13 protein-coding genes and 1 tRNA gene are annotated in these 15,157 nt (G+C 29.7%); 3 read left to right on the forward strand and 11 right to left on the reverse strand.

What is annotated here, in order from left to right; all coding sequences use genetic code 11:
* Positions 1 to 45: 45 nt before the first annotated feature.
* The 4 genes from hcp to D2A34_RS24840 form a co-directional block, all read right to left on the reverse strand.
* Positions 46 to 1,749, reverse strand: coding sequence for a hydroxylamine reductase (gene hcp, locus D2A34_RS24825; protein WP_079438116.1), 1,704 nt, complete (start codon positions 1,747 to 1,749; stop codon positions 46 to 48).
* 262 nt (positions 1,750 to 2,011) lie between these two features.
* Positions 2,012 to 2,287: a hypothetical protein gene (locus D2A34_RS24830; protein WP_079438117.1), complete on the reverse strand. Its 276-nt coding sequence runs from the start codon at positions 2,285 to 2,287 to the stop codon at positions 2,012 to 2,014.
* The gene (locus D2A34_RS24835) at positions 2,280 to 3,173 is read right to left on the reverse strand and encodes a ParM/StbA family protein (RefSeq protein ID WP_079438118.1); all 894 of its coding nucleotides are present in this window, start codon (positions 3,171 to 3,173) and stop codon (positions 2,280 to 2,282) included. Before D2A34_RS24835 ends, D2A34_RS24830 begins: the two co-directional genes overlap by 8 nt.
* Positions 3,174 to 3,403: 230 nt before the next feature.
* Positions 3,404 to 3,604, reverse strand: coding sequence for a type II toxin -antitoxin system TacA 1-like antitoxin (locus D2A34_RS24840; RefSeq protein WP_119368223.1), 201 nt, complete (start codon positions 3,602 to 3,604; stop codon positions 3,404 to 3,406).
* A 500-nt stretch (positions 3,605 to 4,104) separates the two neighbouring features.
* Between D2A34_RS24840 and D2A34_RS26970 the strand changes: the two genes are divergently transcribed.
* Complete coding sequence (locus D2A34_RS26970) at positions 4,105 to 4,263, forward strand: hypothetical protein (RefSeq protein ID WP_182629465.1); 159 nt, start codon at positions 4,105 to 4,107, stop codon at positions 4,261 to 4,263.
* 324 nt (positions 4,264 to 4,587) lie between these two features.
* Here the strand turns inward: D2A34_RS26970 and D2A34_RS24845 are convergent, their stop codons facing one another.
* The 6 genes from D2A34_RS24845 to D2A34_RS24865 all read right to left on the reverse strand — a co-directional run bounded on the left by D2A34_RS24845 (position 4,588) and on the right by D2A34_RS24865 (position 11,634).
* Positions 4,588 to 4,743: a zinc-ribbon domain-containing protein gene (locus D2A34_RS24845; protein ID WP_008425645.1), complete on the reverse strand. Its 156-nt coding sequence runs from the start codon at positions 4,741 to 4,743 to the stop codon at positions 4,588 to 4,590.
* 462 nt (positions 4,744 to 5,205) lie between these two features.
* Positions 5,206 to 5,280, reverse strand: a tRNA-Arg gene (locus D2A34_RS24850).
* Between the two features lie 246 nt (positions 5,281 to 5,526).
* Positions 5,527 to 7,425: a ribosomal protection-like ABC-F family protein gene (gene abc-f, locus D2A34_RS24855; protein ID WP_119368224.1), complete on the reverse strand. Its 1,899-nt coding sequence runs from the start codon at positions 7,423 to 7,425 to the stop codon at positions 5,527 to 5,529.
* Complete coding sequence (locus tag D2A34_RS24860) at positions 7,403 to 8,635, reverse strand: MFS transporter (protein WP_119368225.1); 1,233 nt, start codon at positions 8,633 to 8,635, stop codon at positions 7,403 to 7,405. The genes abc-f and D2A34_RS24860 overlap by 23 nt, the downstream gene beginning before the upstream one ends.
* A gap of 281 nt (positions 8,636 to 8,916) precedes the next feature.
* Positions 8,917 to 9,081, reverse strand: a complete 165-nt coding sequence (locus tag D2A34_RS26975; protein ID WP_169896748.1) for a hypothetical protein — start codon at positions 9,079 to 9,081, stop codon at positions 8,917 to 8,919.
* Between the two features lie 189 nt (positions 9,082 to 9,270).
* Positions 9,271 to 11,634, reverse strand: a complete 2,364-nt coding sequence (locus D2A34_RS24865) for a cation-translocating P-type ATPase (protein WP_423243139.1) — start codon at positions 11,632 to 11,634, stop codon at positions 9,271 to 9,273.
* 253 nt (positions 11,635 to 11,887) lie between these two features.
* Between D2A34_RS24865 and D2A34_RS24870 the strand changes: the two genes are divergently transcribed.
* The gene (locus tag D2A34_RS24870; protein ID WP_119368227.1) at positions 11,888 to 12,607 is read left to right on the forward strand and encodes a lysophospholipid acyltransferase family protein; all 720 of its coding nucleotides are present in this window, start codon (positions 11,888 to 11,890) and stop codon (positions 12,605 to 12,607) included.
* Positions 12,608 to 12,831: 224 nt separating this feature from the next.
* Positions 12,832 to 14,409, forward strand: a complete 1,578-nt coding sequence (locus D2A34_RS24875) for a DEAD/DEAH box helicase (RefSeq protein ID WP_079438136.1) — start codon at positions 12,832 to 12,834, stop codon at positions 14,407 to 14,409.
* A 156-nt stretch (positions 14,410 to 14,565) separates the two neighbouring features.
* On the opposite strand, the gene D2A34_RS24880 is transcribed toward D2A34_RS24875, so the two are convergent.
* A complete protein-coding gene (locus D2A34_RS24880) occupies positions 14,566 to 15,069 on the reverse strand; it encodes an Hsp20/alpha crystallin family protein (RefSeq protein WP_079438137.1) in 504 nt (167 codons plus the stop codon).
* Between the last annotated feature and the right edge of the window lie 88 nt (positions 15,070 to 15,157).

Here is a 15,157-nt window from a genome sequence, read left to right on the forward strand (position 1 = left end):
AATTATTGGTTTTGTTGGACTTTAATTTTATGAATCAACGCTTTCTTAAGCTTCCATAAACATCTTCATATCATCTTCTACATTAGTAATTCCACCAATTCCGAAGTTATCTACTAATACTTTAGCAACATTTGGTGAAAGGAATGCTGGAAGTGTTGGTCCTAAGTGAATGTTTTTAACACCTAAGTGTAATAATGATAGTAATACTATTACAGCTTTTTGTTCATACCAAGCTATGTTGTATGATATAGGTAATTCATTTACACTCTTTAATCCAAATACTTCTTGAAGCTTTAGTGCTATTACAACTAATGAATATGAGTCATTACATTGTCCTGCATCTAATACTCTTGGGATTCCACCAATATCACCTAAGTTTAATTTGTTGTATTTATATTTTGCACAACCTGCAGTTAAGATAACTGTATCTTTTGGTAATTTTTCTGCAAATTCTGTGTAGTAGTTTCTTGATTTAGCTCTTCCATCACAACCTGCCATTACAAAGAATCTCTTTATAGCACCAGATTTAACTGCATCTACCACCTTATCTGCTAAAGCTAAAACTTGGTTATGAGCAAATCCACCAACTATTTGTCCTTTTTCTATTTCTGTAGGAGCTTTACATTTCTTGGCCATTGCTATAACTTTAGAGAAATCTTTTGTCCCATCAGCCTTAGCTTCTATATGAGCACATCCAGGCATTCCTGTAGCACCTGTCGTAAATAATCTGTTCTTATAAGAATCCTTTGGTATAACTATACAGTTAGTAGTCATAAGGATTACTCCATTGAAGCTTTCAAATTCTTCTTTTTGTTTCCACCATGCATTACCATAGTTTCCTGCAAAATGACTATATTTTTTAAATTTTGGATAGTATTGTCCGGCAAGCATTTCTCCGTGAGTATAAACATCTACTCCAGTTCCTTCTGTTTGCTCTAGTAACATTTCTAAGTCTCTTAAGTCATGTCCTGAAATTAATATTCCTGGATTAGTTCTAACTCCGATATCTACTGTTGTTATTTCTGGATGTCCATAACTTTCAGTATTCGCTTTATCAAGTAATGCCATACCATCTACACCAAATTTACCTGCTTCTAATGCTAAAGCTACATAGTCATCAACAGTTAAAGAATCATCTATTGTAGCAGCTAATGCTTTCGCCATAAATGCGTGAACTTCTTCGTTGTTATATTTTAAGTTCATAGCATGCTTCATGTAAGCAGATAATCCTTTTAATCCATAAGTTATAAGCTCTCTTAAACTTCTAATATCTTCATTTTCAGTTGCAAGAACTCCAACTTTTTCAGCTTTTGCATCAAATTCTATTGTATTGTCAGCTGTCCAAGTAGCAGCTTCTGGCATTATCATCTCTGTAGTTTGCATACCAAAGATTTTTTTGAAGAAACCACCAGTTACTTTTACTTCTCCAACAACTCCACCTGCGATAATGACTTTAGCTTTTAATTCTTCTCTTATTTTCAAAGTATCTTTTACTCTATCTAAAATAGAATCTCTATCAAAGTTTGCATTTGTAATTGTTGTAAATAAATTTTCTGTTATATATTTATCAACTTTAGCATCAGTAACTCCAACTTTTCTTCCTTCGTTACTTACTATAGCTAATCCTTTAGTTACATATATTAATAAGTCTTGAGCCTTTGCTACGTGTTCATCTTTACCACAAACCCCTACTTTAGTGCATCCCTTGCACCCAGCAGTTTCTTGACATTGATAACAAAACATTGACATATTATGTCCCCCTATTTCTACTTTTATATAATATTTAAAATTTCTCTTTATTATTTCTCATCTTCGACAATTTAGAGTTTACTACATTCTCTTTCTTTGCTCTGTAACATACGTTACTAACTTAGAATTAATTTTTTATTTTCTATGTCAGCTCCTTGCCACGGTTATATATTACTGAAATACTCTGCTTAAATCTGTAACAATGGTTACCAAATTTCAAAAAATAGTATAAAGAAAAGAACAGGCAAATAAATCACCTGTTCTACCATTGTAATAACCTATCTATTTCGTTCTCTTGATCACTATCTATTGTTACAACATGTTCCTTTTTATCTATCGCTATTTCCTCAGATATATTGCTAGCTGTATCATCAGTAGAACTTTTTATAGATGGAGTAATTATATTTCCTCTCATTTTTTCAGCTATTAATATAGTTATATATGCAGAAAAATCTAAACCTAGGGAACTTGCTTCTTTGGATGCAAAGTCTTTGATGTGTGGAGATAACGTAATTGTAGTTTTTACTTTCTTAGACATTTTTACTCTTACCTATTATGTCATATGTCTTAACATTTATCATTTGAGCATCATCAAGAACTCTATATTCACCCAAATAGTTTTTAAGTAGTAAAGCTCCTCCACCTATAAAAACAAATCTCGAGTATTTTGACTGCTCTGGAAATGCCTGCTTTATAGCATTTATTATTTCTCCCGCCCTAAGACTCAATACATTATCTATGTCCTTACTTACATCCACTTCTTTGCCTTCTACAAATATAGTTTTATCTGCAATTATCTGCTCCGCCTTCATGCGATTAGAATAATTCACACCATACTTCGATAATTCTTGAAGGAGAATATCATAAGTAGGATTTACGCCTAAAGGGTATGTTCTTCCTTCCTTAAACTGACCATTGCTCATATATGCTATGTCTAGTGTACCACCACCTATATCTATTACTAATGTATCCCTCTCAACCAACGATTTATCATATAAAAACAATCCGGCTGACTGAGGAAAGACAACTACTTTAGTAATAGTGAAACTTCTATTCTCTCCGTTAAGCTTCATAAATACTCGCCTATTTTCAAGAGCCTTTATCAAGGAACTCTTTTGCTCCGCAAAAAACTGAGCAGGAAGTCCGGTTATAATCCTCACATTATTATCTATTGTAGACGTCATAGTCGCTGCTATAGCTGTATATAAACAGATATGAAAAATTACATCCTTATCTCTAGAGTGATCTGTACTTGTAAATCCATCATCATTACCAATTAAATATGTTTTATTATTATACTCTACAGTATATTTAGCAGTTTCTAACTCATGAACTTTTTCTTTTACTGTAGATGAAAAAGAACCTTCTATACTATGTCCGATAAAGTTTGTTGTATTATACCCTATATCTGCACTAATTCTCATTTTCTAATCCTCCCTTTTCTTTTATATTCTATCAGAATATCTTTTTATGGCGTTTATACCATTGTTTACTTAAATATTATCTATCTAGTCAAATATGTGTTTTTATTATTCCTTTATCCATCGCTCCTATGGTACTTATACCGCTGTTACCTTATAAGGGTAATATTAATATTTGTCACAATTGTATATATTGTATTGCTTGTACAACATTGTGTACAAAAAAACTCCTATTATTCCTGTATGTTTTTAAAATCTAACCCTAGATCTAAATCTATATCCCCCTTCAGTTCTAATAGCTCTGATTTATTTATAGATTTCATCATATTAAATAGCATAAATTCTGTAATAGTCATTCCCTGTTTTCGTGCCATTCTTTTTATAGCTAATTTCTGTTCTGTTGTAACCCTAAGCATTATCGTTGCATCCTTCATCCTATACCTCCTAATCTAAATAACGTATATAATGTAATAACGATTTATACATTGTATACATTATCACACTTTGCTTACATAATTTGTAAAATATTAACACAAATATAATGAAATCTTTCGACTTCTTTCGAACTTGTTGATTACTAGGAATAGTTACTAGCACTTCTAAGCTTCCTAATTCGTTTATTTCCTATAGATTTCAATCCAAAATATTTAAATCGTATATTCTATTTGAATTACTTTTTATGGTGTTTATACGTCTGATCATTTATAAATTATTATTTTAGACCAAAAAATTTTTTTAATATTCTTCTGTGAACTCTTTATATGTCATTTATACCATCAGTCCCTTATGCAAATTTACTAAATACCTTTTATGCTGTTAATAGTTTTCTATTTTGTATTTTTTATTATCTATACATTCTATACAACATAACAAATTGAAAATTCCAATTTAACAGAATAAAAGTATCAAAAGTAAAATTATTGCAGGAGTTCTTATGGCAAGTATGATGATATCTGCAACTGCAGCATTTACGTCAACAGCAAGTTCAACTAAAAATTCAGCAAGGTCATATGGCGATAATAAAGGGAGCTTCAAAACTGTTCTTGCCGAAAAGCATAATGATAACGGTAATGGTAAGCGTGGAGATAAATAAAATTTAAAGACACGATAATTTGGGTGTCAGATACAAGTAAATGTAATCTGACACCCTTTCTATTTTCTCTTATGCCGTTTCATCAAATTGATAATATCGTATAATATCAGTTTTATTTCTTTGGAAAGTAGCTTTTAGGGATTAACCACTTAAGAACCCGTACATTATTAAATTTATATAGCAAAAACGTATTTCCTATAAGATCTAAAATGCAGTAAATATTCTATCATTTTTATCACCTATTTCTTACACACTCTAATATTTTTGGATTATACATCAAAAAAGAGTTATAAGAAACTCTTATAACTCTTAAAATAATCAAAACTATCTTCTGTTATTTTGTTGCTTTCTAGCTCTTCTACAATCTGGACATCTTACTGGTTCGTTATCGAATCCTTTTTCTTTGTAGAATTCTTGTTCTCCAGTTGTGAAAACAAATTCATTTCCACAATCTTTGCATACTAAAGTCTTATCTTGCATATTAAATTCCTCCTTCTAAATTAAAGATTAATATCGATTCATATAATTCTCTAAAAGGAGAAATGCATATGTCTTTAAAAAACCTTTTTTTATTACAAAACTTATTATAACAGCTTTTATTTTAAATATCAAGCATTTATTTTCACTAATATTTATATTGCTATTATTCAATAGTCTTAATTTATGAATGGTTAAAAATTATAAGAAAAGATTGTAAGATAACTCTCAATATAATACATCACAAATAGTGCTTTAAACATTCATAAATTTATTGTAGTATACACTATATTTCACTTAAAGTATAGTGATTTGGCAAATTATATAAATATATAATTTAGAACATTCTAGCTAGCAATAAAATCAGGTTTAATTGTTACATGCAATTATTAATATTAATAGGCGCAAAACAGAAATAAAAAAGATGACTCAACCCTAATGATTAAGTCATCTTTTAATATATAATGGTACTCCCAGCGGGAATCGAACCCACATCTATCCCTTAGGAGGGGATTATTCTATCCATTTAACTATAGGAGCATATATTAATGAATCAAAGCACACTTTAATTCTACCTAATAAATTTTATTATAATTATTAAGTATTGTCAAATTTATAATATATATTCAATTGATTTCATTAGGTATAATTCTTAATTATACAATTTCAGGTAAAAGTTTAAAGCAAGTCAGTCAGATTATATAATCTGACTGACTCTATATTATCATTCATTTAATTAAACTTATACTCTATATTTCATTACTTTATAAATATACTTCAAAACTTTTACTTGAAATACTCTTCCATTAATTCTTCTAGCTCTTGTTGATGAACTAGCTTATCATTATATAAAATGTTTAGTTTTTCGTAATCATGAGAAAATTCCTCAATTTGTTCTTCAATCGCCTTTAACTTATCTTCTAATTCCTCAATTTGTTTTTCTAACCTAAGTTTCTTGAACTCATTATTATTTGATTTTATTGTATTATTAGTAGTTCTCTCTTTCTTTGGTTTAACACTATCACTATTTTCCTGATTAGATTTTTCAATTAGTATTGAACCTTTCTGCTGATTTAATTTTTCTTTATAATAATCATAATTACCTTCATATGAAACTAAATATCCTCCTGATAGTTCTACAACTCTATTTGCTATATTGTTTATAAAATATCTATCATGAGATACGAATAAAAGAGTACCTTTAAATTCTTTTAAAAGACCTTCTAATTCCTCTCTTGATTCAATATCCAAATGATTTGTTGGTTCATCTAAAACTAGGAAGTTAACTTCCTCATACATCAGCATGGCTAATTTAAGTTTACTTCGTTCACCGCCTGAAAGAGATCCGACTTTTTTAAACACCATTTCACCAAAGAACATGTATTTTGCTAGATATCCTCTAGCCTTTCCATCAGTTATTACTATATCTTCTCTAAAACATTCCAATATTGTTTTATTTTCATCTTTAAATATTATATTTTGTGGAAAATAGCCAATCTTTATAGAACTTCCTAGAAGCGCAATTCCACTATCTTCTTTGATTATTCCAAGTAAAATATTGATTAATGTTGATTTTCCACATCCATTTCGCCCTATTAGCGCTACACTTTCTTCGTTTCTAATTAATAAATCAATTTTATCAAAAAGTATTTTTTCACCATACCTTTTGCTTAATTTCTTAATTATAACTACCTCATTACCAGATCTTGTTGCTGTATTAGCATTTATACTAATACTTTGTTTTTCAATAACAGGTTTATCTATTCTTTCAATTTTAGATAAGCTCTTTTGTATGCTTGCAGCTCTTCTGAAAAACTTGCCATTATCCCCTCTCATCCCCCAATCTCTCAATTGATTGATTGATTTTTCTATGGCTTTAATCTTTTTTTGCCGCTCTAAAAAAGCTTCCATTTGGAGATTAAGCTGTTTCTCTTTCTCCTTAGCAAAATCTGTGTAATTACCACTATAACTCTTTGCTTTCATATCTTCTATTTCAATTATTTTTGTAACTACATTATCCAAAAAATATCTGTCGTGAGATACTATTATAACTATGCCTTTATACTCTTTTAAATAAACTTCCAGCCACTCCATTGTATCTAAGTCCAAGTGATTAGATGGTTCATCTAATAGCAAAATATCTGGATTCTGAAGTAGTATTTTTCCTAGAATAACAGTAGTCTTTTCCCCTCCACTCAACTCATTGAATAATTTATTTTTAAAATCAGTATTCATCTTAAGCCCATTACAAACTTTGCTCAATTTTTCCTCTCTCTCATATCCACCTAAACTCTCATAGATAGATTGAACTTTAGAATAGTTGCTTAAAAGTTTCTCCATATTAGTTTCGTTAGAATTCAATAATTGCTGTTCCAATAATTCTAACTCTTTTTGTAATCCATCCAATCTTTCAAAAGCTACATTTAGTACATCTATTACCTTAAAATCATTGGGGTAAATTGGCATTTGCTCAAGATACCCTAATGTGGCATTTTTTCTGATTGATATGGCTCCTTTATCATAACTTTCAATTCCCATGATTATCTTTAATAATGTACTTTTTCCACATCCGTTATCTCCTACAATACCAATCTTTTCAGAAGTTTGTGCTTCAAAAGTAATATCTTCTAAAATTATATTTGCTCCATAATACTTTTGTAATTTATTCAAAGCTAATTCTATCATTTTCAATCCCCCTAACCTTTTCCCTACTTTTATATTTTCTAAGTTTTAATAACAAGAATGTCATTGCTGGAATATATGATAATGCCATAATCCCAAATGTTATAGTGAATCCTATTTTCTCTGCTAATAACCCAAATACAGGGAATACACTTATCATAAACATGCTGAAACAAAAACTATCAAAAGACAGTATCGTAGCTCTATACTCCGATGGAATTCTTGAATTTATATAATCACTAAATATGGTATAAGCTAACCCACCTGTTATAGATGCTGACATAAAAAATACTACAGCCAATTCTTTAGCTAAAGCTAAGCCTATTAGGGAAAATATATTAATTAGTGATACACTAATTAATGTCCCTTTTAATTTTAATAAGTTTTCAAGCTTATAAGCATACTTAGAACTTATAGCTTCAATAAAACTACTCGCTGCACATATTATTGCAATTGCAGTTTTTGAATAACTCATGTTAGAAAAATATTGTTGACTATAGAAGAATACAGTAGTTTGTAGACTTCCTACTAATGCAGAGAACAATATTAGATACAACACTACTTTCCTTGTTTTAAGTACCTTTGCACTTATTAATACCTGATAAAATATTAAGTTTTCTTGCTTTTTTTCTTCCTGTTTTTTTCGCACTGTCGGCTCCTTAAATTTGCAAGCAACTATAAGAGCTGCTGTGTGTATAATCATTCCTAATATATAGGCATATAAAAATTTTATATCTGATAAAATTCCTCCAAGCAAAACTGCAATTCCTTGGCCGCTAGACATAATAAAGGCTAAATTACCCCATATTTTTTTATATCGCTCTTCCTCTCCTAATTCTTTTAGACTGTCATAAATTAACGCTTCTCCTGCTCCAGAATTTAAATTCATAGATGCAGCACTTAAAATGAAAGATAATCCAAATCCCCAAAAGCTATTTGACGTAATCATTAAAATACTCGATATTACGCTTACAATTCTTCCTGTGATTATGCTAAATTTTTTCCCATACACATCTGCAATAGCACCTGTAGGTAATTCAAAAAGTACACCTGTTATATGATAAATTGATTCTAGAAGTCCTATCTCAATTAAAGACATCCCTTTAAAACTTAAATATAAAACCCATATAGCTGAAGTAATATTCAATTGGAATAAAAAATTATATAAGTAACTTATTGATATATTTCGCTTTAATTTTTCATTAACATTCATTTTAAAATCCTCCTAGATTGTAAATACTTATTTTTTACAAACAAAAATAAGCCTTTTATTTAGCCTTTTAGCACAAGATGCTAAAAAACCAATAGTAAAAGACTTATGGAGAACTGAATCCTGGATTTTACACTTAAAACCTATCAAAAGTCAAACTTAATATATAAGCTTAGACTTATTGATAAATTTAAAATTGTAATCTTAGATAAGTACAATATAAAAAGGACTCAAGTACAATCCTCGAATCCTATAAAATCCTTATTTATTAGTATTTAAATCAACTAATTTAAAGATATAGACCATGGATTTATACTATAATCAGTACTTATTCTAAAAATGGACGCACTTCTCCCGTTAGAAGATGAAATTGCTGTTTTTGAAACACAACTGCTAGATATCCATAGTTTATTAAAATTAAACTCAACAGTACCAATTACATTTGCCATAATCTACCCTCCTTAATAATATATTAATTTAATTATACTCCAGTTGTTGGAAAATCACAATAAAAAAATAAGATGATATAAAATAGATTTTATCCCTCTATTTTATACCACCTTTTGTATTAATAGTACTGGCAAAACAATAATTAACTTTCACATAAAGCAGATAATTCCTATAATATCTGCAACCTTTTAAGTTGTTTTAACCTTATATTTCTTATTAACCTTAATCCTAAATATGTCTACAATTTTAGTTATCAATGGACTTGATATCACTATTACAGCTACCGATATTAGCCAATGTTCAAATCGTATTTTTGATAAACTAAATATATACCTTCCGATTGGAGTTAAAAAAGCAAGCACTATCATACCAAACATAGCCACGCACAATACTGTTTTAAAATTAGTTAACGGTCTTGCTACTCTAAATAAGACTACCATACTAATTCCTGCAAACATTAGCACCGCTAAAGTTCTACTATAATCCATTGGTAATCCAAATTGAATTGATAGTATAAATGTAATCAAAGTAAACAAAGCAATTAATATTCCATTTGGTACGCTTACCGTAAGTATCCTAGTTAAAAAGCCTTTCTTTACACCACCTGTGCTAGGTAATAACGCTAAAAAGAATGATGGAATTCCTATAGCACAGCTTCCTACTAATGATAATTGTATAGGAAGTATTGGATATTCAATAAATAATATTGAGCATACAAAGGATAAAATTATACAAAATACAGTTTTTGATAGAAATAATTCTGAAACTCTCTCCAAATTGTTAATTTGTTTTCTTCCTTCTTCAAGAACTTTAGGGAGCGCAGAAAAATCTGACTTCATTAATACTAATTGTGCTACAGCCTTTGTTGCATCTGATCCATTTGCCATTGCTATTCCACAATCAGATGATTTTAATGCAAGAACATCATTTACCCCATCTCCTGTCATTGCTACAGTATGACCCATATCCTGAAGTGCTAAAACAATTCTTTTCTTTTGATGTGGAGTTACTCTTCCAAAAACAGTTGTATTTCTGATTAGTTCTTTTAGATTTTCATTATCTTCTGGCAACTCTCTTGCATCAACGTACTTATCCCAATTGCTCACTCCAGCTCGTCTTGCAACTTCAGAAACCGTAACAGGACTATCACCGGAAATTATTTTCACACCTACTCCTTGACTATCGAAATACTTTAACACATCTGGAGCTGCTTCTCTTATAATATCCTCAATTAGTATCAATGCAACACTTTCTATTTTTCCTTCTAACTTTTCATTTAAGTTATTATGAAGATTTGCTAATAACAACACTCTTTTTCCTTTTTTAGCTTCCTCTTTAACTATACTTTCTATAAAGTGATATTCTTTATTTAATATTATTTCAGGTGCACCAAGAATCCATGTCCCAATATTTTCAAAAGTAATCCCACTCCATTTTCTTTTAGATGAAAATGCAATTTTCTCTATTGGCTTCATGCTATTATCGTATTTTTCATACTTAGCTAATATGGCTTTCTGCGTTGGGTTATTGCTTGGAATATTATTAATTAATGCCGCTAATACATGATCTATTTCTTCTTTGCTTCTAGATCCGATATTTTTCACTTCAGATAATCGTAAATCTCCTTGTGTTAACGTACCAGTTTTATCTAAACAAAGCACATCTACCCTGGCTAAAACTTCTGTAGCACATAATTCCTGTACTAAAGTATCATATTTAGATAGTTTTAAAATTGAAACTATAAATGTTGCACTTGTAAGCAAAACAAGTCCTTCAGGTATCATTCCAACGATACCTGACACCGCACCTATAGCTGCATCCTGCCATGTATATCCCGGAATTCTTAACTGAGTTAATATTAATAATAATGATAGAGGTGGTACAATCCATATGATGACTCTGAATATCTTATCTATAGCTGCTTGTAATTCTGAATTTATTATTTTAAATTGTCTAGCCTCTTCAGCTAAAGTTGATGAATAAGTTTCCTTGCCAACCTTCGTTACTACTGCATAGCCGTCGCCAGATACAACAAAACTACCAGACATTAATTTTTCTCCTGAATGCTTAGATATAGCATCTGCTTCACCTGTCAACATGGACTCATCTACTTCTAATCCATTACTGCTTATTACTTCTCCATCTGCTAATATCTGAAGTCCGGTTTCTAAATAAACTATGTCATCTAGCACAATCTCATCGACAGGAATATCTTTTATTTCACAATCTCTGAGAACTTTGGCGTGAGCTGCACTTATAACAGATAATTTTTCTAATGTACGTTTTGCTTTTACTTCTTGAATTACTCCAATTAGTGTATTAACAATTATTACCCCAACAAAGATAGCATTTTTAGGCGATCCTGCCAATATAATTACAGCTGCAAGTGCAAAATTTATTGCATTGAACCTTGTGAACAAATTGGCTCTAATTATTTGTGGTAGAGTCCGTGAAGGTGTTTTAGGAATATGGTTTACTTTACCTTCCTTAACTCTTTGCTTAACTTCTATCGCTGTTAATCCTATTATTTGTTCCTCGTTCTTCTCCTTCATATCCTGTTTATCATTTAAATTCATTAATATTCTCCTGCCTGCGTAAATTCTATTCCTGTACTATTTCATAGAATAATCATTATAATATATATTATACATTTTTTAATATAATTTTTCCCTAAATAATGCTTAATTTAAAATTAATTTTATCCTAATTTAACTTCCTCATAATCTATTTAATCTTTTAATCTGCTAATTTTTGTATTATACTGATTAGTGTAAAAATTAATTTATTAAGGATGTGTAATTTTTAATGATAAGAACTATATATTTTTATCTCTGCCTTGGATTAAGTTTAATATTGGCTTCTATTTTTAGAGTTAAAGTAAAAATTTTAACTAACAAAAATGATATAAAAGGAAGAACAGATTACATCCATAAAATAACATATATATGGGCTAAATTTATAATGAAGGCAGCCGGTGCAAAAATTAATATTAAAGGACTAGAAAATATTCCAAAAGGGCAAACGGTATTATTTGTTTCTAATCATCAAAGCAATTTTGATATACCACTATTATTAAGCGTCATTGATGTTCCAAAAGGATTTATTGCTAAAAAGGAACTTGAAAAATGGCCTCTTATTAGCACTTGGATGAAATATATTAATTGCATTTTTATGGACAGGGATAATTTAAGAAAATCTGCCGCATCAATTGTTGACGGCATTAATTTATTAAAGTCAGGTTATTCAATGGTAATCTTTCCATCTGGGACAAGAAGTAAGGGAAAGTCTACAGATGAATTTAAAGGCGGCAGTTTTAAGCTTGCTACAAAATCCAAATGCCCAATAGTTCCAATAACTATAAATGGAACATATAAGCTTTTGGAGGAAAACAACAACAGAGTTAAAGGCGCTACTGTTGAATTATTGATACATCCTCCGATAGATGTTGTTAACTTAAATAAGGACGAACTAGAAAACCTACCTAGAACTGTACAATCTATTATAATTGAAGCCTGCACGGATTAGTAATAGATAAAATGAGCTGCCAAAAATTTTAAAGGCAGCTCATTTTATCTATTATTAACATATTTATTCTTGAATAATATTCTTCAATTAATAAAATAATATTTTTGACATAGTTTTATATACTGTGTTATAATGAATTCATTTGACTTATAGATAAATCTTTACTATGTAGTTATAAAAAATAAAAATCAATCAATTTTAAAATTAAGAAACGAGGATATTTAATGAATGATAATCAATTTGCTACATTAGGTCTTAAAGAGAGTATTGTGAGAGCAATATCAGACCTTGGTTTTACGAAACCATCTCAAATACAAGAACAAAGTATTCCTGTAACACTTAGCGGTGCTGATTTAATAGGTCAAGCACAAACTGGTACTGGAAAGACTGCTGCTTACAGCCTTCCAATTATAACTAAAATGAGCGATAAAAAAGGAATAAAGTCTCTTATTTTAGCACCAACAAGAGAGCTTGCTGTTCAAGTTAAAGATGAAATAGAAAGGCTTTCTAAGTATGAAAATATTGAAGTATTATCTGTCTATGGTGGAGATTCTATTGATAGACAAATTAGAGCTTTAAGAAAAGGTGTAGATATAGTTGTTGGAACTCCAGGTAGAATCTTAGATCTTATAAAGAGAAAATATCTTCATTTAGAAACTATAGAGTTTTTAGTATTAGATGAAGCTGATGAAATGCTTAATATGGGATTCATTGATGACATAGAGGAAATTCTTAGTCATACACCATCTGAAAGACAAACTTTATTATTTTCAGCAACAATGCCTGATCAAATAGCTAAACTTGCTAAAAGATACATGAAGCCTGATGCTAAACTTGTTAGTGTAAAGAAAAGCTCATTAACTGTATCTAAAATCGAACAAAACTATTTTATGATTAATAATAAGCATAGATTAGAAGCTCTTTGCAGATTATTGGACTTAGATAATCCAAGTTCAGCTATAATTTTCTGCAGAACAAAAAGAGGTGTTGATGAACTTGTGCAAGAATTACAATCAAAAGGTTACATGGTTGAAGGAATGCACGGAGATATGACTCAAGCTCATAGGTTAACTACCTTAAATAAGTTTAAAGAAGGTACTTTAAGTTTATTAATTGCTACTGACGTTGCAGCTAGAGGTATAGATGTCGAAGGAGTAACTCACGTATTTAATTACGATTTACCTCAAGATGTTGAATCTTACGTTCATAGAATCGGTAGAACTGGTAGAGCAGACAAAAGCGGTACTGCTTACTCTCTAGTAACACCAAAGGATTTCTCAATGCTTAAACAAATTCAAAATGTTACTAAAAGTTCAATTACACAAAAACCAGTTCCAACAGCTGAAGAAATCAATAATAAAAAATTTAAAGATATGATTTCAGAAGTAGAAGATGCTATTAAATCTGGAGAGCTTACTAAGTTCATTCCAAGTGCAATAGAATTGGCTGAATCTCATGATCCAATAACAATAATTGCGGCATTAATGAAAATTAAATTTGAAAACGAAAGTGTATTTGATTATAGCTCAAATAAATTAGATTCACCTAGTAAAAAAGAAGATGTTCGTTTATTTTTCTCTGTCGGCAAAAGAGATGGTTTAACTCCAAAAGTATTAATCAATTATATTAAAGATATGACAAGAATTAATGCTTCAGTAATTGGTCAAATAGACCTTATGGAAAACTTCTCATTTGTAACAGTCGATGAAACTGTATCTGCTAAAATATTGGATAAATGTCCTGGCGGAAAAATTAATAGAAAGAAAGTTAATGTTGAAGTTGCTAATAAGCGTAAGAGATAGTAAATATTTTATTTAATACTCTTAATTTAAGGGAAGATTTATTTTTAGGTATGCACCTAGAGCTTATCCTCCCTTTTTATTTTATAATTTTTAGCAGCAACATAAAAAAAATTCTATAATTATCCCCAATCCACATTTTATTATCAACAGTATTACTTAGTTGTCCACATTATCTTCATAAGACTCCACTTCTATTATATTATATTCATTTTCCAATAAATACTTCTTTGGCATTCTCATACTAAGAATTCCATCATCAATACTTTTTAACACACGACTTATCTCAATCTCTTCAATATTCTCAAATTTTTTATTATACGACTTTCTGACAACCATATTTCTAGATAGTATTCCTAAACCGGATTTTTGTATCTCCGATCTATTTAAATTTATTTCTATTATTCCTGGGTCGTATCTTATGCTCAATTCTCTAATATTAATTCCATATAAATTAATAGTTAGCAAGTACATATCATCATATTCTTCCATCCTAATGAAGCTAATATTATTATCTTCAACACTAGATTCAGAGTATTCATTTTCCTTTGTAAATTCCTCAATATCAATGTTATCCAAAAAAGATTGCATTATTCCACCTATTCTTTCAATATTCCCTAAATTAAAAAGATCTCCCATTCCAAAAGAAAAAATCTTAAACATACTCTCTCCATAATATATTTCTTAACACCTATATAATATTTATAAACTTCTAATTTGTTTAAAATATTTATCTCACTTGATGTGCTTA

The sequence above is a fragment of the Clostridium chromiireducens genome, assembly GCF_003575225.1.
Lineage (GTDB): Bacteria > Bacillota > Clostridia > Clostridiales > Clostridiaceae > Clostridium > Clostridium chromiireducens.